At 67.0% G+C, this 19,102-nt stretch carries 17 protein-coding genes and 1 other RNA gene; 2 read left to right on the top strand and 16 right to left on the bottom strand.

Going from position 1 to position 19,102, the window contains the following annotated elements; translation table 11 throughout:
• Positions 1-68: 68 nt before the first annotated feature.
• From ftsA to rsmI, 16 genes are all read right to left on the bottom strand, one after another.
• Positions 69-1,304, bottom strand: coding sequence for a cell division protein FtsA (gene ftsA / locus Atep_RS01565; RefSeq protein WP_213379832.1), 1,236 nt, complete (start codon positions 1,302-1,304; stop codon positions 69-71).
• 6 nt (positions 1,305-1,310) lie between these two features.
• On the bottom strand, positions 1,311-2,111 hold the full coding sequence (locus tag Atep_RS01560) for a cell division protein FtsQ/DivIB (protein WP_236786345.1): 801 nt from the start codon (positions 2,109-2,111) through the stop codon (positions 1,311-1,313).
• 2 nt (positions 2,112-2,113) lie between these two features.
• A complete protein-coding gene (locus tag Atep_RS01555; RefSeq protein WP_213379830.1) occupies positions 2,114-3,040 on the bottom strand; it encodes a D-alanine--D-alanine ligase in 927 nt (308 codons plus the stop codon).
• Positions 3,037-3,921 (bottom strand): UDP-N-acetylmuramate dehydrogenase, encoded by an 885-nt coding sequence (murB, locus tag Atep_RS01550; RefSeq protein ID WP_213379828.1) that lies wholly within the window; start codon positions 3,919-3,921, stop codon positions 3,037-3,039. Before murB ends, Atep_RS01555 begins: the two co-directional genes overlap by 4 nt.
• Before the next feature lie 221 nt (positions 3,922-4,142).
• Positions 4,143-5,570, bottom strand: coding sequence for a UDP-N-acetylmuramate--L-alanine ligase (murC, locus tag Atep_RS01545; protein ID WP_213379826.1), 1,428 nt, complete (start codon positions 5,568-5,570; stop codon positions 4,143-4,145).
• On the bottom strand, positions 5,567-6,658 hold the full coding sequence (murG, locus tag Atep_RS01540; protein ID WP_213379824.1) for an undecaprenyldiphospho-muramoylpentapeptide beta-N-acetylglucosaminyltransferase: 1,092 nt from the start codon (positions 6,656-6,658) through the stop codon (positions 5,567-5,569). Before murG ends, murC begins: the two co-directional genes overlap by 4 nt.
• A complete protein-coding gene (gene ftsW / locus Atep_RS01535) occupies positions 6,643-7,842 on the bottom strand; it encodes a putative lipid II flippase FtsW (protein ID WP_213379822.1) in 1,200 nt (399 codons plus the stop codon). The genes murG and ftsW overlap by 16 nt, the downstream gene beginning before the upstream one ends.
• Positions 7,839-9,215 (bottom strand): UDP-N-acetylmuramoyl-L-alanine--D-glutamate ligase, encoded by a 1,377-nt coding sequence (gene murD / locus Atep_RS01530; RefSeq protein WP_213379820.1) that lies wholly within the window; start codon positions 9,213-9,215, stop codon positions 7,839-7,841. Before murD ends, ftsW begins: the two co-directional genes overlap by 4 nt.
• A 5-nt stretch (positions 9,216-9,220) precedes the next feature.
• A complete protein-coding gene (gene mraY, locus Atep_RS01525; protein ID WP_213379819.1) occupies positions 9,221-10,303 on the bottom strand; it encodes a phospho-N-acetylmuramoyl-pentapeptide-transferase in 1,083 nt (360 codons plus the stop codon).
• Positions 10,304-11,662, bottom strand: a complete 1,359-nt coding sequence (locus tag Atep_RS01520; protein ID WP_213379817.1) for a UDP-N-acetylmuramoyl-tripeptide--D-alanyl-D-alanine ligase — start codon at positions 11,660-11,662, stop codon at positions 10,304-10,306.
• A 58-nt stretch (positions 11,663-11,720) separates the two neighbouring features.
• Positions 11,721-13,502: a peptidoglycan D,D-transpeptidase FtsI family protein gene (locus Atep_RS01515; RefSeq protein ID WP_213379815.1), complete on the bottom strand. Its 1,782-nt coding sequence runs from the start codon at positions 13,500-13,502 to the stop codon at positions 11,721-11,723.
• Positions 13,489-13,779 carry a cell division protein FtsL gene (ftsL, locus tag Atep_RS01510; RefSeq protein ID WP_213379813.1) on the bottom strand — a complete coding sequence of 97 codons (291 nt, stop codon included), beginning with the start codon at positions 13,777-13,779 and terminating at the stop codon, positions 13,489-13,491. The genes Atep_RS01515 and ftsL overlap by 14 nt, the downstream gene beginning before the upstream one ends.
• Positions 13,776-14,699 (bottom strand): 16S rRNA (cytosine(1402)-N(4))-methyltransferase RsmH, encoded by a 924-nt coding sequence (gene rsmH / locus Atep_RS01505; RefSeq protein WP_213379811.1) that lies wholly within the window; start codon positions 14,697-14,699, stop codon positions 13,776-13,778. Before rsmH ends, ftsL begins: the two co-directional genes overlap by 4 nt.
• A 12-nt stretch (positions 14,700-14,711) precedes the next feature.
• Complete coding sequence (gene mraZ, locus Atep_RS01500) at positions 14,712-15,167, bottom strand: division/cell wall cluster transcriptional repressor MraZ (RefSeq protein WP_213379809.1); 456 nt, start codon at positions 15,165-15,167, stop codon at positions 14,712-14,714.
• A 312-nt stretch (positions 15,168-15,479) separates the two neighbouring features.
• Positions 15,480-15,849: RNase P RNA component class A (gene rnpB, locus Atep_RS01495), an RNA gene on the bottom strand.
• 48 nt (positions 15,850-15,897) lie between these two features.
• Positions 15,898-16,758, bottom strand: a complete 861-nt coding sequence (gene rsmI, locus Atep_RS01490; RefSeq protein WP_213379807.1) for a 16S rRNA (cytidine(1402)-2'-O)-methyltransferase — start codon at positions 16,756-16,758, stop codon at positions 15,898-15,900.
• 47 nt (positions 16,759-16,805) lie between these two features.
• Here rsmI and Atep_RS01485 point away from each other — a divergent pair, with 47 nt between their 5' ends.
• Together Atep_RS01485 and Atep_RS01480 are read left to right on the top strand one after the other, a co-directional pair.
• On the top strand, positions 16,806-18,671 hold the full coding sequence (locus Atep_RS01485; protein ID WP_213379805.1) for a penicillin-binding protein activator: 1,866 nt from the start codon (positions 16,806-16,808) through the stop codon (positions 18,669-18,671).
• Positions 18,668-19,045: a YraN family protein gene (locus Atep_RS01480; protein WP_213379803.1), complete on the top strand. Its 378-nt coding sequence runs from the start codon at positions 18,668-18,670 to the stop codon at positions 19,043-19,045. Before Atep_RS01485 ends, Atep_RS01480 begins: the two co-directional genes overlap by 4 nt.
• Positions 19,046-19,102: the final 57 nt, after the last annotated feature.

Genomic DNA, 19,102 nt, shown 5'->3' with positions numbered 1-19,102 from the left:
CACGCACCGACCGACCAACAAAATCAAACCGGTCTCGATGAGGCCCTGATCAAGCCCCATCGATCGAATCAGAAATTCCCTTGAAACCAATGGCGCAGACGCGCCAGCATGCCCCTCAATCCCGGATGCTCGGACAGCTCCGGACGGCGGGCGAAGCGGTGCTGACGCGCATACATCAACAGTCCCACGCCCGTGGAGTGGATCGGATTGTCGACGACCTCCGACAGACCGAGCACGCGATTGGGCACACCCAGACGCACCGGCATGTGGAACACCTCCTCGGCCAGCTCGATCAACCCGCGCATCTTGGCACTGCCGCCGGTCAGCACCACGCCGCCGGCGATCACGTCCTCGAAGCCGCTGCGACGCAGCTCGTTGTGCAACAGGGTCAGCAGCTCCTCGTAGCGCGGCTCGACGACCTCGGCCAGGGTCTGGCGCGAGAGCCGTCGCGGCGGACGGTCGCCGATGCTCGGCACCTCGATGCTGTCCCCATTGGCCGCCAGCTGGGTCAGGGCGCAGGCATGCTGGATCTTGATCTGCTCGGCGTGCTGGGTCGGCGTGCGCAGTGCCACGGCGATGTCGTTGGTGACTTGATCGCCGGCGATCGGAATGACGGCCGTGTGTCGGATGGCGCCATCGGTGAAGACCGCCAGATCCGTGGTCCCGCCGCCGATATCGACCACGCACACGCCCAGTTCCTTCTCGTCCTCGCCGAGCACCGCGTAGCTCGAACTGAGCTGCGCCAGCACCAGATCGTCGACCTCCAGCCCGCAGCGGCGGACGCACTTGACGATGTTCTGGGCCGCGCTGGCCGCGCCCGTGACCATGTGCACCCGCGCTTCCAACCGCACGCCGCACATGCCGATCGGCTCGCGGATGCCCTCCTGGTCGTCGATGATGAACTCCTGCGGCAGGATGTGCAGGATCTTCTGATCGGTCGGGATGGCCACGGCGCGCGCGGCCTCGATGACACGATCGACATCGGCCTGATTGACCTCGTGCTCCTTGATCGCGGTGATGCCGTGCGAGTTGAGACTGCGGATATGGCTGCCGGCGATGCCGACATGGACCGAATGGATTTCGCAATCGGCCATCAGCTCGGCCGCCTCGACCGCACGCTGGATCGACTGCACGGTGGACTCGATGTCCACCACCACACCCTTTTTGAGCCCACGCGAGGGGTGGGTGCCGAGGCCGATGATCTCGATCTGATCGTCGTCCTTGAGTTCGCCGACCAAACAGGCGATCTTCGAGGTTCCGATATCCAGACCTACCAGCAGACTCTTGTCGTTACGTCGCGCCATCCAGATTTATCCTCGATTGCCCGTTCGCGCCGCCACGCGATCGGGGTGCGCCCGGACCCCGGTGTCCGTATTCGGCGCCCATTTCACTGAAAAGCCATTGCTATAGCGTAGATCGACCGTCAGTGGCCGACCCGCTGCCTCCAACTGGGGCGCGCTCGCCAGATAGCGCGCCAACCGTTCCTCCACCATCGTGGTCCCCAGACGCAGCTCGGCCCCCGATGCCAGCTTGAGACGCCAGTCGCCGCGCGGGTCGACCGACAGTTGCCGGATGCCTTGACCGATGCGCTCGAGCGCCGCTCGCCACTTCTGATAGCGGGCCGTGATCTCGGGCGCGCGCTTGTCGTCGCCCTCCAGCAGGGGCAGATTGGACGGAATGGCGCCACCCTGCGGACGGAAGACGATGCCATCGGCCGTCACCAGACCATCGAGGCTCCAGCGCGCGATCGGACGATACTCCCGGACCTGAACCCGCAGGGTATCCGGCCAGACCCGGCGCAGCGTCGCCTGACCGACCCAGGGCAGCTCCTCGGCGGTCTGCTTGAGGTCGACCAGATCGGCCGTCAGGATACCGCCATGCAGGCGCTCGGTCAGCCGTTCCTGGAGCTGCTGCGAGGAATGATGATGCACCTCGCCCTCGATCTGAATGAGCCGAACCGGCAGAAGTGTCGGCTCCCAGCGCAGAAACAGCCGGCCGGCACCGCCGAGCACGAGCAGGATCAGCGCCCCGAGCAGGGCGCGCAGGCGCGTACCCATCCGTGTCGGATGGGTCGCCTGGCGGGTCTCGGTCTTGCCGGAAACCGTGCTCACCATCAGAGACTCGTCTCGAGGATGCGCCGGACCAGATCGTCGAAGTCGATCCCGGCCGTGCGCGCGGCCATGGGAACCAGGCTATGGTCGGTCATGCCCGGAACCGTGTTGATCTCCAGCAGGAAGGGCTGTCCGGCTTCGTCGAGCATCAGGTCGACCCGGCCCCAGCCGCTCGCCCCGACCACGTCGAACGCCTGCAGGGCCAGTTCGTGCAGGCGGGCCTCGACTTCGGCGTCCAGCCCGCTCGGGCAGTGATAACGGGTGCTGTCGGCGCTGTATTTGGCCTCGTAGTCGTAGAAGGCGTGCGGCGTCTCCAGGCGGATCATCGGCAGTGCCTCACGTCCGAGGATGGCACAGGTCAGTTCGGTGCCCCGGATCCAGCGTTCGGCCAGCACCAGTGAGTCGAACTCGGCGGCGGCACGCCAGGCGCGCTCCAGTCCCTCGACCGACTCGACACGCGCCATGCCGATGCTCGACCCCTCGTGCACCGGCTTGATCATGAGCGGAAAGCCGAGTTCGGCGGCGGCGGCCAGGTCGCTCTCGTCGCGCAGCAGCACGAAGTCGGCCGTCGGCAGACCGCAACCGGTCCAGGCCAGCTTGCAGCGATACTTGTCCATGCCGAGCGCGGAGCCGAGCACGCCCGAACCGGTATAGGGCAGGCCGATGGTCTCCAGTGCGCCCTGGATCTGGCCGTCCTCGCCGCCGCGCCCGTGCAGGATGATGAAGGCGCGATCGTAACCGCCGGCGCGCAGTCGCTCCAGGATGGTCGCGTCCGGGTCGAGCGGCTCGACGTCGATGCCGAGACGTTGCAGCGCCTCGTGCACGGCGCGCCCGCTCTTGAGCGAGATCTCGCGCTCGGCGGCCTGTCCGCCCATCAGTAGGGCCACTTTACCGAAGCGTTCGGGCGCCCGGATCGTTTCAGTCGTCATGCGTTTCCTCCGGCGACACGCCGCACCTCGGGCATCAGGCGGATGCCGGTGTGACGCTCGACCGTTTGCTGTATCTGTTCGATCAGGCGGGCGATGTCGGTCGCCGTCGCTCCGCCCCGATTGATGATGAAATTGGCGTGGATCGAAGAGACCTCGGCCCCGCCGATGCGCAGTCCCTTGAGTCCGAGCGAATCGATCAAACGCGCGGCATGGTCTCCCGGCGGATTGCGGAACACCGAGCCGCAGCTCGGCTGGCCGACCGGCTGGGTCGCGGCGCGTTGGTCGAGCAGCTCGCGGATGCGCGTCAGGCTCGCAGCGCCGTCGCCCGGCGTCAGTTCCAGTTCGGCGGCCAGGAACCACTCGCCCGCCGGTCCCCGGACCTCGCGATAGGCCGGTTCGTACTCGGCTGCATCGCGCTCATGGACCTGTGCCTGTCGATCCAGGGTCCAGACCCGCCGCACGAAACTCCAGGTCTCGCCGCCCCAGGCACCGGCGTTCATCGCCAGCGCACCGCCCAGGGTGCCGGGGATCCCGGCCAGGAACTCGATCCCGGTCAGATCATGGCGGGCCGCGAAACGGGCCAGCTTGGCACTGGCGACTCCGACTTCGGCATAGACGCGATCATTGCCGCGTCGCTCCAGAATATCCAAAGTCCCCTGGGTCAGGATAACGGTCCCAGGAAAGCCCGCGTCATCGACGAGCAGATTGCTGCCCAGTCCGAGCCAGAGCAGCGGCTCGTCCGGATCGAGTCCGCGCATGAATTCGACCAGATCGTCGGCATCCGCCGGGCGATAGAGCCGACGCGCCGGACCGCCGACACGCCAGCTCGTATGGCGCGACAGGGGTTCGTCGAACCGCCATTGGCCGCGCAGTGTCGTCATCGCCGTGTGCTCCGCCGCTTCCGGCTGCCGGCTGCCGGCGTCCGGCTAGAAACTGACGACTGACGGCTGACCGCTGGAGGCTGACCGCTGGACTCCGCCCCCTCGGACTCGGTGCGGACGCCCGCCACCCATCCCGACAGGGCACGCAGCGACTCGCCACAGCCCATCGCCAGCCGGTTCATGAGTGATCGTCCTGCCATCCGTTCAGTCCCCATCGCCGTTCAGAGTCCCTGCTCGATGAGTCCGGGCAGACGCGCCGCCAGACCACCGATGTCGCCCGCACCCGAGACGAGCAGGATGTCGCCGTCGCGGATGAGATTGGCCAGTAGCCCCGGAATCGCGTCGAGTCCCTGGGCGAAGATCGGATCCAGCTCGCCGCGCACCCGGATGGCGCGGCTCAGGGCGCGTCCGTCGGCGCCGGCGATCGGCGTCTCGCCCGCCGGATAGACTTCGCACAGCACCAGTGCATCCGGGGTCGAGAGCACCTCGACGAAGTCCTCGAACTGCTCCTGGGTGCGGCTGTAGCGATGGGGCTGGAACACCAGCACCAGACGGCGTCCAGGCCAGCCCTCGCGCGCGGCGGCCAGGGTCGCGGCCAGCTCGCGCGGATGATGACCATAGTCGTCGACCACCAGCACCTGACGTCCCTGCGGATCCCTGACCTCGCGTGCCACGAAGCGCCGGCCCACGCCCTGGAAACCGGCCAGGGCGCGCACGATGGCCTCGTCCTCGACGCCCAGCTCGAGCGCGACGCTGATCGCCGCCAGCGCATTGAGCACATTGTGGCGTCCAGGCAGGTTGAGCGTCACCGCCAGCGGGCGCTCGAATTCGGCGCCGTGGACCAGAAAGGAGGTCTGCATCCCGCTCTGTCGGATGTCGCTCGCACGCAGATCGGCCTCGGGCCGAGTGCCGTAGGTACGCACCGGACGCGGAATCTGCGGAATGAGCGCGCGTACCTCGTCGTCGTCGATACAGAGCACCGCCAGCCCGTAGAAGGGCAGATGATGCAGGAACTCCATGAAAGTCTGACGCAACCGGTCGAAATCGTTGCCGTAGGTGCGCATGTGATCGGCGTCGATGTTGGTGACGATCGACACCATCGGCTGGAGATAGAGAAAGGACGCATCGCTTTCGTCGGCTTCGGCCACCATATACTTGGTGCTTCCCAGACGCGCATTGGCCCCGGCACTGTTCAGCCGTCCGCCGATGACGAAGGTCGGGTCCAATCCGCCCTCGGCCAGGATGCTGGCCACCAGACTGGTGGTCGTCGTCTTGCCGTGGGTGCCGGCGACCGCGACGCCGTAATAGAAGCGCATCAGCTCGGCGAGCATCTCGGCGCGACGCACGATCGGGATCCGCCGCGCGCGCGCCTGCCGGATCTCGGGGTTGGTCTCGTCGATCGCGGTCGAGACCACCACGGCATCGGCCTCGCTCACCTGCTCGGCGCGATGACCGATGAAGACCTCGATGCCGAGATCGCGCAGTCGGTGCGTCACCTCGCCGTCGCGCAGGTCGGAACCGGCGACCTCGTAACCCAGATTGGCCATGAGTTCGGCGATGCCGCTCATACCGGCCCCGCCGATGCCGATGAAATGCAGACGCCGCACCCGCCCCATATTGGCCGCTGTGTGCTGGAGATGGGGACTCATGAAGGCGTTCCTCGGGCGGAGAGTTCCAGACAGGCGCGGGCGATGTGGTCGGTCGCCTCGGGCTGGGCGCGACGCCGCGCGGCCTCGGCCATCGCCAGGAGCTTGGCGCGATCGGCGAACAGGTCGCTCAGAATATCGGCCAAACCGACCGCCGTCAGGTCGCGCTGGATGATCAGACGCGCTGCACCGGCCTCGGACAGATAGCGCGCGTTGCCGACCTGATGATCGTCGACCGCGAATGGATAGGGCACCAGGATCGAGCCGACACCGGCGGCGGCCAGTTCCGAGACCGTCAGGGCGCCTGAGCGACAGACGACCAGATCGGCCCAGGCATAGGCCTCGGCCATGTCGCGCACGAAGGCGACGACCTCGGCCTCGACGCCGGCGTCGCGGTAAGCGTTGCGGGCCAGTTCGAGCGTGCGTTCGCCCGCCTGATGACGCACCAGCGGACGTTGATCGACCGGCAGCCGAGCGAGCGCCTGGGGCACTGTCTCGTTGAGCGCCTGCGCACCCAGCGAACCGCCGACCACCAGCAGCCGCACCGGACCCGAGCGACCGGCCAGCCGTTCAGCGGGCGTAGGCAGATCCAGGATCGACCGGCGCACCGGATTGCCGGTCACGCCGGCGTGACGCGCGGGCGGAAAGCTGCCCGGAAAGGCCTCGAACACGCGGGTGGCGACCCGCGCCAGCCACTGATTGGTCAGTCCGGGCACGAAGTTCTGTTCATGGATGACCAGCGGAATCCCGAGCGCGCGCGCGGCCAGTCCTCCGGGACCGGAGACGAAGCCGCCCATGCCGAGCACGACCGTCGGCCGGCGTCGGCGCAGGATGGCGCGCGCCTGACCGAAGGCGCTCGCCAGCCGGAAAGGCGCCTTGAGCCATTGCAGCCCGTCCTTGCCGCGCACGCCCTCGATCGAAACCCATTCCATCTCGAACCCATGCTCGGGCACCAGACGCGATTCCATGCCGGCCTGGGTGCCGATCCAGAACACCTCGGCCCCCTGCCCGCGCAGAGACTCGGCGACGGCAAGCGCCGGAAAGACATGACCGCCGGTACCCCCGGCCATGACGGCTAGGCGCGCGACCATGACGGATCTCGCTTGAATTTGGATTCGGACTCCGCACGCCTCAGCATGACATCGATCCGCAGCAGGATGGCGATCGCCATACAGCCGACCATCAGACTGTTGCTCCCATAGCTCATGAAAGGCAGGGTCAGCCCCTTGGTAGGCAGGATGCCGACATTGACGCCGAGATTGACGAAGGACTGGAGCCCGATCCAGAGACCGATCCCCTGCGCCACATAGGCTTCGAAAGGACGCTTGAGCGCCTCGGCCCGCACGCCGATCGACATCGCGCGCCAGGTCAGGAAGACGAGGGCCGCGATCAGCACCAGCATCCCGACCAGACCCAGTTCCTCGCCGATCACCGAAGCCAGGAAGTCGGTATGCGCCTCGGGCAGGAAATACTGCTTCTGGATGCCATTGCCCAGGCCGACGCCGAACCACTCGCCGCGCCCGAAGGCGATGAGCGCCTGACTGAGCTGATAGCCCGAATTGAACGGATCTTCCCAGGGATTGAGAAAGGAGATGACACGCGCCAGACGATAGGGCGACAGGATCACCAGCGTCACCAGTCCGGCACCGAGGATCGCGAACAGAAAGATGAAGGGCATGAGGCTCGCGCCGCCGAGAAACAGCATCCCCATCACGGTCGCCAGCATCACCGCCGTGGTTCCGAAATCCGGCTGCATCAGGATCAATAGTGCCGCCGCGCCGATCAGGATCAGCGGACGGATGAAGCCCGAGATCCGATTGACCACCTTGTCGGCATGGCGCACCAGATAGCCGGCGACATAGAGGATCGCGAACAGCTTGACGAACTCGGACGGCTGCACATTGAGCGGTCCGAGTGGGATCCAGCGCGTGGCGCCGTTGACGTTGCGGCCGATGCCGGGGATGAGCACCAGGATCAGGACCAGGGCACCGGCGAGAAAGAGCCAGGTGCCGTGACGCTCCCACCAGTGGGACGGCACGCTGTAGGCCATGAGTCCCAGTACCAGAGCCAGACCGAGCGCGATGGCGTGCCGGATCGAATAATGGAAGGGATTCTGACAGCAGGCATCGGCGATCGACATCGAGGCCGATGTGACCATCACCCAGCCGAAGGCCAGCAGACCGATCGCGCACAGGAGCAGGGGATAGTCCAGCGGCTGGGTCTGGCGCACGCGCGGCGTCCGGGACAGAGGTTTCGAGGGCGCGGCCGTGGTCATACGGGCAATCTCCGCACGGCCTCGGCGAAGACCCGGCCGCGATGCTCGTAGTTGTCGAACATGTCGAAACTGGCGCAGGCCGGCGAGAGCAGCACGCAGTCGCCCGGCTCGATGCGCTCGGCGGCCAGGGTGACGGCCTCGTCCATGTCGACGGCGCGGACCAGGGGAACCGTGCCGTCCAGCGCCGACGCGATCAGCGGGGCGTCGCGTCCGATCAGCACCACAGCGCGCGCGGCGCGTTCGACGGCGGCGCGTAGCGGCGTGAAATCGGCGCCCTTGCCCTCGCCGCCCGCGATCAAGACCACTCGGCCTGAACCATCCTCCGGGATCAGCCCCTCCAGGGCCGCGATGGTCGCGCCCGGATTGGTACCCTTGGAGTCGTCGTACCAGCGGGCGCCGGCACGTTCGGCGACGAATTCGCTGCGATGCGGCAGACCTGGAAAGACCCGCAGTGCTTCACACGCACTCGCCATAGGAATGCGGCTGGCCTGGGCGAGCGCCAGGGCCGCCAGCGCATTGGCCAGATTGTGCCGCCCTGGGATGCGTATCTCAGCGGTCGGCAGGATCGGCTCGTCACCCCGGCAGATCCAGGATCGACCGTTGAGCACGCGCACCCCGAAGTCCGCTCCCTCAGGCACGCCGAGCGTGAAACCGATCTCGCGCTCGGGATCGCGCGGCATGGCGGCCACGATCGGATCGTCGCGATTGACGACGGCGATCCGTGCCCCCTGATAGATCCGCGCCTTGGTTCGGGCGTAGTCGTCGAAGCTCGCATAGCGGTCGAGATGATCGGCCGAGACATTGAGCACTACGGCGACATCGGCGCGCAGGCTCGGCACCGTCTCCAACTGGAAGCTGGAGAGTTCGATCACATAGCGTTCGACGTCCGGCGCCAGCAGATCGAGCACCGGCTCGCCGAGATTGCCGCCGACCGCGACTTTGCGTCCGGCCAGACGCGCCATGAGTCCGACCAGGGTCGTCACGGTGCTCTTGCCGTTGGAGCCTGTGATGGCGCACAGAGGCGCTTGGATCTCGCGCGCGAAGAGTTCGACATCGCCGACCGCCGGCACGCCGCGCGCGATCGCCTGCCGGATCAGCGGCTCGGCAAGCGGCACGCCGGGGCTGACCACGAGTTCGGTGGCCGCCGCGAACACCTCCGGATCGAAGCCGCCGACGAAGACCGCGACTTCGGGCAACTCGGACTGGAGCACGTCCAGACCGGGCGGCCGTTCACGGCTGTCGGTCACGGCCACGCGCAGGCCGCGTGCGCTCAGATGACGCGCGCAGGACAGCCCGGTCTTGCCCAGACCCACGATCAGGGTCTTGGGCTCGGGAGAGCCGGAGCGGTCGCTGGCTGTGGCGGGAAGCGTCATGGCGTTCACCGGATCTTCAGGCTCGCCAGACCGATCAGCACCAGCACCACGGTCAGGATCCAGAAGCGGACGATGACGCGCGGCTCGGGCCAGCCCTGCAACTCGAAATGATGGTGCAGCGGCGCCATGCGGAAGATGCGTTTGCCGGTGAGCTTGAACGACAGCACCTGGAGCATCACCGAGATGGTCTCGGCGACGAAGACCCCGCCCATGATGAAGAGCACCAGTTCCTGCCGCGCCGCGACCGCAACCATGCCGAGCGCCGCACCGAGCGCCAGCGCGCCCACATCGCCCATGAAGACCTGCGCCGGATAGGCGTTGAACCACAGGAACCCGAGTCCGGCCCCGACCAGGGCGGAACAGAAGATCACCAGCTCACCGACCTCGGGCAGATAGGGAATGAGCAGGTAATTGGCGATCTGGGCGTGACCGGCGGCATAGACGAAGATGGTCAGGGCGCCGGCGACCAGCACGGTCGGCATGATCGCCAGTCCGTCGAGTCCGTCGGTGAGATTGACCGCATTGCTGGAGCCGACGATGACGAAATAGGTCAACAGGATGAACCAGGGACCGAGCTGGATGCTCAGGTTCTTGGCATAGGGGATCAGCAACGCGGTCTCGGCCGGTGAGTTCGCAGTCACATAGAGCGCCACGGCGGCGGCGAACCCAAAGACCGTCTGCCAGAAATACTTCCAGCGCGCGATCAGACCGCGCGGGTCGCGCTTGACCAGCTTCTTGTAGTCGTCGACCAGCCCCACGAGTCCGAAGGCCATGGTCGTCAGCAGCACGATCCAGACATAGCGGTTCTCCAGGTCCGCCCACAGCAATGTAGCGATGGCCACGGCCACCAGGATCAGGGCGCCGCCCATGGTCGGGGTGCCGGACTTGGACAGATGGCTCTGCGGACCGTCGTCGCGCACGGTCTGGCCGATCTTGTAGGCGCGCAGACGGCGGATCATCGGCCGCCCGACCAGGAGCGCGATGGCCAGCGCCGTCAGCACGCCGAGGATGGCGCGCAACGTCAGATAGCGAAACACCGAGAACCCCTTGTGGTACTCGGTGAGCCAGTCGGTCAGATACAGCAACATCTAAGGAGTGTCCTCGGCGCACAGCGCCTCAACGATGCGTTCCATCCGGGCCAGACGCGAGCCCTTCACCAGGACGCGGTCGCCGGGTTTCAAGTCGGCCTTGAGCCGGGTCAGGAGCGCGTCCTGAGCGGCGAAATGCTCGGCGCCCGAGCCGAAGGCGCGGCTCGCTTCGGCGCTCAGGGCGCCGACCGTGAGCAGATGGTCGAGTCCGGCGGCGCGGGCCTGTTCACCGATCTCGGCATGAAGACGTTCCGCGTCAGCCCCCAGCTCGCCCAGATCGCCGAGTATCAGCCGGCGTCGTCCGTCGAGTCCGGCCAGCACCGCAATGGCGGCGGCGATCGAGTCGGGGTTGGCGTTGTAGCTGTCGTCGATGACCCCGACGCCGTGACAGAGCCGAGGATAGAGTCGGCCCTTGACCGGGGTCAGGGTCGCCAGACCCGCCGCGATGGCCGTGCGGTCGAGACCGAGCGCCAGCGCACCCGCCGCCGCCGCCAGTGCATTGCGGACGTTGTGCTCGCCGGCCAGGGACAGCGCAAGCGGCCAGTCCTCGCCGGCGACGCGCGCCCTGAAGGTCGTGCGAAAGCCGGCATCACCCCACTCGACCCGGATCGATTCGGTGCGCGCGGTCAGATCGGCGGCGCCGTCCAGGGCGAAGGTCAGCATCCGCCGTCCCTCGGCCAGTTCGCGCCACAGCCCGAGATAGGGCGAGTCGCCGCTGACGACGAAGACGCCGTCCTCCGGCAACCCGCGCGCGATCTCGCCCTTGGCGCGCGCCACGCCGGCGACGCTGCCGAAGCCTTCCAGATGCGCGCGCCCGGCATTGGTGATCAGGGCCACCTCGGGACGTGCGATCTCGGTCATGTAGCCGATCTCGCCGTGATGGTTCGCCCCCATCTCCAGCACCAGAAAGTCCTCGTCGCGTGCGCTCAGCAGCGTCAGCGGCATACCGATGTCGTTGTTGAGATTGCCGCGCGTGGCCCGCACCCGCCCGGCCTGAGCCAGGATGGCGGCGACCATCTCCTTGACCGTAGTCTTGCCGTTGCTGCCGGTGATGGCGATCACCCGACCGGGGAAACGATCGCGCCAGGCCGCCGCCAGCCGTCCCAGACCGAGCCGGGTGTCGTCGACCACCCACTGCGGCAGATCGAGCGGCAACGGCTGATCGACCATGGCGGCGACAGCCCCGGATGCCTGGGCCGCCGCGACGTATTCGTGCCCGTCGAAACGCTCGCCGCGCAGGGCGACGAAGAGCTGCCCTGCGCAGTCGGCGCGCGAATCGGTCCCGACCGAGGAAAAGGCGACATCAGATCCGTGCAGCACACCGCCCGCGCGGGCGATGGCTTGAGCCAGTGTCCACATCAGCGCCGACCCTCCGTGCTCACAGGTTCCGATACCGGATCGAACGTCAGCCGTATGCTCATGGCGCCGTCCCCTGCAAGTGTTGCGCGAGCATCATCGACGGCTCGGGATCGTCGGGCGGGACGTTGAACAGCCGCAGCGCGCCTTCCATCACCTTCTGGAAGATGGGCGCCGCCACCACACCGCCGTAATAGGCGCCGGCGCCCGGCTCGTCGATCATGACCACCATGACGAAACGCGGCCGGCCGGCCGGCACGAACCCGGCGAAGACCGACTGATAACGATTGCTCGCATAACCGGCCTTGCCCGCCGATTTCTTGGCCGTTCCGGTCTTGCCGGCGGCGCGATAGCCGGCGATGATCGCCTGTTTGGCCGTGCCCTGTTCGGAGACCACGGTCTCCATCATGGCACGCAGCCGGCGCGTCGTATCCTGACTCAGGAGACGCACGCCCTCGGGCGCCGCAGCGGTTTGCATGAGCGGATCGCGCTTGAAGAGGGTCACGGGCCGCTTCACGCCATCGGCGGCCAGCACCAAATAGGCCTGGGCCAGTTGCAGTGATGTGACCGAGAGACCATAGCCGAAGGCGTGCGTGGCATGTTCGAAGGGCCGCCAGGTCGAATAATGTCTGAGAAGGCCGCGACTCTCGCCCGGAAAGCCGATACCGGTCGGATGACCGAATCCGAGCTGATCGTAGAGGCTCCAGAGATCCTGGTAGCTCATTTTCTGCGCGATCTTCACCGAGCCGACGTTGCTCGATTTGGTGATGATGCCGGTGACATCGAGCGTGCCATAGTTGTGCACGTCGCGCACGACGTTACGGCCGATGCTGTAGGGCGCGGTCGAGAAGCGGCTCGCCGGCGTGATGACCCCCCGCTCGAGTGCGGCGGCGACCACGAACGGCTTGAGCGTCGAGCCGGGCTCCATGACGTCGGTGAGCGCGCGATTGCGCCGACGCTCGCTGTCCCCGCTGCGATCACTGTTGGGATTGAAGCTGGGCTGATTGACCATCGCCAGCACCTCGCCCGTGGCCACGTCCAGCACCACCAGGGTGCCGCCCTTGGCCTTGTGCTCGGTCACGGCGGCCTTCAGCTCGCGATAGGCCAGATATTGCAAGCGCCGATCCAGAGTCAGGGCCAGATCGCGACCCGGACGCGGCGGACGGACCTGCTCGACCTGCTGCACGGTGCGCCGGCGCCCATCACGGATGACGCGCTGCAAACCGGGCTCGGCCTTGAGCACGCGGTCGTAGGCCAGCTCTATGCCTTCCTGGCCGCGATCCTCGATGTTGGTGAAGCCGATGACATGGGCGAAGACCTCGGCGCCCGGATAGAAGCGGCGGTATTCGTTCTCGAAATCGACGCCCTCGATCCCGTGCTCGGCGATCGCCTCGCGCACCGCGCGCGCCTCCTCGAAGGTGACGCGCCGCTTGACATAGAGGAAGCCCTTGTCGCGATTGCCCTCGATGCGATCACGCAGGAAGGCGGCATCCATCCCGAGCGCGCCGGCGAGCGCGGGGATCTTGTCGAGATGGTTGATCAGCTTGCGCGGCTCGGCCCAGACGGTCTCGACCGGCGTGCTCACGGCCAGCGGCTCACCGTTGCGATCCAGGATCATGCCGCGCCGCGCCGGGATGACGGCATCGCGCAGATAGCGCGCCTCGCCCTCGCGTTGCAGGAACTCGGTCTGGATCACCTGCCGATAGAAGACCCCGCCCGTCAGCATGACGAAGGCCAGCGACAAGGCCGACATCAGCAACCGGCGGCGCAGCACCGTATTGGGCGCCCGGCGCGGCTTGAGCGGCGGCAGGGGTTTGCGAGCGCGACGACTAGGGTTTGGCATGAACGCGCTCCTCGATCAAGAGTACATCGCCGGCACGGGGTGCGAACATGCCGAGCTCGCGACGGGCCTTGCGCTCGACGAGCACATGGGTCGAGAGCGCGGCCTCTTCGAGACGCAGACGGTTCCATTCGACATCGATCGCATCGCGCTGGGCGCGCAGATCCTGGAGATGGGCGAAATGGAGACGGGTGAGATATTTGGTGTGCACGACGGCCATCGCCGTCAGGATGACGGCGAGTATGAATCCGGCGACCGTGAGGAAGCGGGCGCGCGTCATGGCAGGCGCTCCGCCACGCGCAGGATGGCGCTGCGTGCTCTCGGGTTCTGCGCTTCCTCGTCCGCCGAGGGGCGCACCGATTTGCCGATGGGACGCAGACGCCCCTGGACCTCGACGGCGCGAGCCGGAACGCCCTTGGGCAGTTCCGGTCCCTTGGATTCACGCCGGATGAAGCGTTTGACCAGCCGGTCTTCGAGCGAATGGAAGCTGATGACCGCCAGCCGTCCGCCGATCGCCAGTCGATCGCAGACCTGATCGAGACAGCGACGCAGGGCTTCCAGCTCGCCGTTGACCTGGATGCGCACGGCCTGGAAGGTGCGGGTGGCCGGATGCTTGCCCGGTTCACGCCTGGGCACGGCGCGCGCGACCAGCTCGGCCAGTTGGGCCGTCGTGCGGATCGGCGTCTGGGCACGGGTCTCGACGATGGCGCGTGCGATGCGGTTGGCGAAGCGTTCCTCGCCGAACTCGCGCAGTACGGTCGCGATCTCGTGCTGTTCGGCGCATGCGAGCCATTGTGCCGCCGACTCACCGCTGTCGGGGTCCATGCGCATGTCCAGCGGGCCGTCGGCCATGAAGCTGAAGCCGCGTTCGGGGGTGTCCAGTTGCGGTGAGGAGACGCCGAGATCGAGCAATACGCCATTCAGGCGTGCCTCGATCCCGGCCTCATCGAGCAGACGCCCGATGTCGGCGAAGGAGCCGCGATGGATGGAGAAGCGTCCGTCCTCGGCCGAGAGTGCCTGGCCGACGGCCACGGCCTCGGGGTCGCGATCGAAACCGAGCAGACGCCCGGCCGCGCCCAGACGCGCGAGGATGGCGCGACTGTGCCCACCTCGTCCGAAGGTGCCATCGACATAGATTCCGTCCGATTGCACCAGCAAGGCGGACACTGTCTCCTCCAGTAATACGGGTTTGTGCGACAAAAGCGGCTTCTCTCACAACGTCAGGGTACCGAGTCCCGAATCCGTGGCCAGCGCGTTGAGGGCCAGGTCGTTCAGCGCGGCTTCGGTGCGCGCGCGCCAGGCCGACTCGTCCCAGATCTCGAACTTGGCCCCCTGCCCCACGAAGGCGACCCGCTTGTCCAGCGACGCGAATTCGCGCAGATGGCCGGGCAGCAGGATGCGCCCCTGCGCATCGATATCGACTTCCTGTGCATTGCCGACATAGAGACGTTGCAGCGCGCGTGCCGTCGGATCGAGTGCGGGAAGGGCGGCGAACTTGCGTTCGATGATGTCCCATTCGGGTTCCGGATAGAGGAGCAGGCAGCGGTCGCGATCCACGGTGACGATCAGGCGCGTGCCGGACAGCGTCTCCAGTCGCTCGCGATGCCTGGACGGAATCGCCAGACGGCCCTTGGCATCCAGGTTGAGGATGGTCAAGCCGCGAAACACTGAAGCCCCCCTGGATGGCTCGTCCGTGGTCGATCACTCCCCAATTCCCCACACTTCCCCACTGAACGCTCATGTTAGAGAGGCTCCGGGGCAACGTCAAGAAATCCTTGGCCTTTGTTCTTCAGAGTCAGCGACTTACGGCATGAACCTGAGACGGGTCGGTAACACGTGAAAAACGCTATCGATTCAGGATCATGAACTCATGAGTTCATAAAAAACATGAGCAATCGAACTCAAGTCGATGAGAAATCAGGGTGTTCGAGCACCCTGGAACGAACGCTTTGAAGGGGGTTGGAGGAGGCGTGTCGGAGGCTAAGGAGTTGGCCGATAAGCCGGGTTCTGTCGAGGACAGTCATTCATCTGGGACGCGCGTCACCGCGCGCCTCGAGCGACCTACCCGGGAACACGCGCGGGCCGCGCGCCGCAGCTCGAAGCCGCAGGTTCCCCTATTTGGTCTTGCTCCGGGTGGGGTTTACCCTGCCACTGATGTTGCCACCAGCGCGGTGCGCTCTTACCGCACCTTTTCACCCTTACCGGCGCGAGCGGAACCCGAACCGGCGGTATCTTTTCTGTGGCACTTTCCGTGGACTCACATCCCCCAGGCGTTACCTGGCACCCTGCCCGATGGAGCCCGGACTTTCCTCCCCTTCCGAACGGAAGGAGCGACTGTCTGGCCAACTCCTTAGGAGCGGCATCCTAACAAATCCGACCGATCTCTGTCGCGCGTCGTTCAATCGGATTCGGCACCGAGTCCCAGCTCCAGGCCCAGCCGGTAGAGTGCGTTCTTCTTGGCTCCGGTCAGGCGGGCGGCCAGCGCGGCGGCCTGACTCAGCGGCATGGACTCGCCGAGGATGCGCAACACGCGGACGGCGTCCTCGCGCGTCTCGTCGGCTTCAGACGCCGGGCAGCCCTCGACCAGGATCACCATCTCGCCGAGACGCTGCTCCTCGTCCGACTCCAGACGTGCGATGAGCACACTGGCCGGTCCGAGCAGAAAGGTCTCGAACCGTTTGGTCAGCTCGCGCGCGATGACCAGACGCCGCCCATCGCCCAGGACGGCTTGGAGATCGCGCAGCGTCTCCAGCGCCCGCTTGGCGCTCTCATAGAAGATGAGCGTCCCCGGCTCGCGCGCGACCGACTCGATCCGGGCCCGACGGCGCGACTGGGTGCGGGGCGGAAAACCGAGGAAGAGGAAGCGGTCGCTCGGCAGACCCGAGGCCGAGAGCGCACAGATGGCCGCGCTCGCCCCCGGAATGGGCACGACATCCAGACCCCGTTCACGCGCCGCCGCCACTAGGATATAGCCGGGATCGCTGATCAAGGGCGTGCCCGCGTCCGAGACCAACGCCAGGCGTTGCCCCGACTCCAGCGCCTCCAGCAGACGCGGTGTGAGTTCGGACTCGTTGTGGTCGTGATAGGCGATCAGCTCGGACGAGATCCCGCAGTGCGCGAGCAGACGCCGCGTCTCGCGCGTATCCTCGGCGGCGATGGCATCGACCTCGGCGAGCACCCGGCGTGCGCGCTCGCTGAGGTCTCCGAGATTGCCGATCGGAGTGGCCACCACGTATAGTACCCCGGCCTGTCGTTGCATCTTCCGCCCTCCGGCAGACTCTCACAAAAGAATACGGACACGGAATCATGCCCAAGAATCGCATCGACCGTACCGCTTTTTTCCCGCGTCGGCTGCTCGGACCGCTGTTCGCCGCCGTACTCCTGTCGGGCTGCGCCGTCCAGCCGATCCAGGATCCGGCCAGCCTGCTGACGAGCGTTCCGAGCGCTGAGTTGAGCCGCGCCTCCAGTCTGGAGGCTCAGGGCCAGGTCGACGAGGCCGCCCGGCTCTATCTGGAACTGGCCGCTCGCGCTCAGGCTCCGGCCAAGTCCGAACTCAGGCTCAAGGCCGCGCAGGCCTATCTGGCCGGCGGCCGGGTCGGACGGGCGCGCGAGACGCTCGATGGACTCAAGCCGTCCGAACTCGTCGGCGGCCAACCGGAACGCTCGCAACTGCTCAGGGCCGAACTCGACCTGGCGGCCGGACGGCCCAAGGTCGCGATCGTCGAATTGAATCGGTTGCCGGGCAACCTGCCCAAATCGCTCAAGATCCGACGCCTCGGACTGCTGGCGGCCGCCCAGCGGCTCGGCAACGATCCGGTGGCCGGAGCCGAGTCTCTGGCCGAACTCGACGCCCTGCTCGACGGACCGGCCCGTCTGACCAATCAGGTCGCGCTGGTCGCGACCCTGGCGCTGATCGGCGAGGACGAGCTGCTCAAACTCACCCGCACGGGTCGCGGTTCCATGAAGGGCTGGGCCGAGATCGCCCAGCTCGCGCGAAGCCACGGCGCCGATCCCCGGCGGCTGGACGACGCCTATCGTCAATGGCGCCAAGGCCGCACCAGCCACCCCGCGCTCCCCGAGCTGGCGCGCGCCTATGGCGGCGACGGGCCGGGCGGATACGCGAGCGGCCGGCGCGTCACCGTGATGCTGCCCGGCGGCGGGCGCTTCGCCGCGGCCGCCAAGGCGGTGCGCGATGGGATCCAGGCCGCCGGCCGCCTAGATCCGGGCGATCGACGCCCGTCACTGGACTTCGCCGACAGCACCAATGCCGGTCGGGTGCGCGCACTGCACACCTCCGCCATCGCGCGCGGCGCCGACTATGTGATCGGACCGCTGGAGAAGCCGGCCGTCGATGCGCTGATCGACGCCGGGACGTCGCCGATCCCCACGCTCGCGCTGAACGAATCCACCGAGGCGGAGCGTCGCGCCCCGAATCTGTTCCAGTTCGCGCTCTCACCCGAGAACGAAGCCGCCGAGGCGGCGAACAAGGGATTTGCCCTGGGCGCCAGACGCGCGTTCGTGCTCCATCCGAACGATGCCTGGGGCCGGCGTCTGGCGAATGCCTTCAGTGCGCAGTGGCGCGCTCAGGGCGGAACCCTGGCCGGTCAGGCCGGCTTCGATCCGGCCTGGTCGAATTACGACAAGACCCTGGGCCGACTCATGGATGGCCAGAGGGCCGACCTACTGTTCCTGGTCGCCACCGCCGAGATGGCGCGCAAGCTCCATCCCCAGATCCGGTCCGCCGCGAACAAGCCCCTGATCGTCATCTCGACCTCGCACGTCTATTCGGGGCACTTCGATGCCAATGCCGATCAGGCCCTGGTCGGACTCTATTTCGTCGATATTCCCTGGATGCTCGACTTGGGCGGACCGGGGCCGCTCGCGCGCCGCACCGTCATGGCCCGGACCGACAGCGCCTCAGGTCCGCTCGCCCGACTCTATGCCATGGGCATCGACGCCTACCGTCTGGCGCCGCGTCTGTCCGAGCTGGAGGCGAACCCTGGGGCCTACTATCCGGGCCAGACCGGCGGACTCGCGGTCGATCCGCTCGGTCGTCTCACCCGTCAGTTGGTACTGGGACGCTTCACCGAGAGCGGACCACGCCTGGCCAACGGCATGGAACCTCCGGGCGAGAAGCGCGTCGAATCTACCCGTGCGCTCGGTCCTGAATGAGCACCAGCCCCAGTAGCCGCCGATCGCGCCCGGACACGCGCGCGATCGGTGAAGCCAAGGAGCGTCTCGCCGAGTCGTTCCTGACCGCTCAGGGGCTGAGACTGGTCGCGCGCAACCAGCGCTCTCGGTTCGGCGAGATCGATCTGGTGATGCGCGACGAGGCCGTCCTGGTGTTCGTCGAGGTGCGCTACCGGCGCTCGACGCGCTTCGGCACCCCGGCGGCGACCGTGGACGCGCACAAACAGCAGCGCCTGATCCTGGCCGCCCGGCACTATCTGCATCGCCACCCGACCCAACTGGCTTGCCGGTTCGATGTCGTGGCCATCAGTGCCGAGGACGACATCCAGTGGATCCGGCAGGCTTTTACGCTCTAGGAACTGAACCACTCGTCACCCGATCCAAGCCTGAACGACCGCCGTCGGCGCGTCGTG

Source organism: Allochromatium tepidum (assembly GCF_018409545.1).
GTDB lineage: Bacteria > Pseudomonadota > Gammaproteobacteria > Chromatiales > Chromatiaceae > Thermochromatium > Thermochromatium tepidum_A.
Note: the sequence above shows the minus strand (reverse complement) of the source record. Positions and strands in the feature narration are given on the sequence as shown.

Excerpts from the sequence above, each read along its gene's own strand:
- ftsA (WP_213379832.1), bottom strand. The coding sequence starts at position 1,304 with ATGGCGCGACGTAACGACAAGAGTCTGCTGGTAGGTCTGGATATCGGA.
- Atep_RS01555 (WP_213379830.1), bottom strand. The coding sequence starts at position 3,040 with ATGACGACTGAAACGATCCGGGCGCCCGAACGCTTCGGTAAAGTGGCC.
- murB (WP_213379828.1), bottom strand. The coding sequence starts at position 3,921 with ATGACGACACTGCGCGGCCAATGGCGGTTCGACGAACCCCTGTCGCGC.
- murC (WP_213379826.1), bottom strand. The coding sequence starts at position 5,570 with ATGAGTCCCCATCTCCAGCACACAGCGGCCAATATGGGGCGGGTGCGG.
- murG (WP_213379824.1), bottom strand. The coding sequence starts at position 6,658 with ATGGTCGCGCGCCTAGCCGTCATGGCCGGGGGTACCGGCGGTCATGTC.
- ftsW (WP_213379822.1), bottom strand. The coding sequence starts at position 7,842 with ATGACCACGGCCGCGCCCTCGAAACCTCTGTCCCGGACGCCGCGCGTG.
- murD (WP_213379820.1), bottom strand. The coding sequence starts at position 9,215 with ATGACGCTTCCCGCCACAGCCAGCGACCGCTCCGGCTCTCCCGAGCCC.
- mraY (WP_213379819.1), bottom strand. The coding sequence starts at position 10,303 with ATGTTGCTGTATCTGACCGACTGGCTCACCGAGTACCACAAGGGGTTC.
- Atep_RS01520 (WP_213379817.1), bottom strand. The coding sequence starts at position 11,662 with ATGTGGACACTGGCTCAAGCCATCGCCCGCGCGGGCGGTGTGCTGCAC.
- Atep_RS01515 (WP_213379815.1), bottom strand. The coding sequence starts at position 13,502 with ATGCCAAACCCTAGTCGTCGCGCTCGCAAACCCCTGCCGCCGCTCAAG.
- ftsL (WP_213379813.1), bottom strand. The coding sequence starts at position 13,779 with ATGACGCGCGCCCGCTTCCTCACGGTCGCCGGATTCATACTCGCCGTC.
- rsmI (WP_213379807.1), bottom strand. The coding sequence starts at position 16,758 with ATGCAACGACAGGCCGGGGTACTATACGTGGTGGCCACTCCGATCGGC.
- Atep_RS01485 (WP_213379805.1), top strand. The coding sequence starts at position 16,806 with ATGCCCAAGAATCGCATCGACCGTACCGCTTTTTTCCCGCGTCGGCTG.
- Atep_RS01480 (WP_213379803.1), top strand. The coding sequence starts at position 18,668 with ATGAGCACCAGCCCCAGTAGCCGCCGATCGCGCCCGGACACGCGCGCG.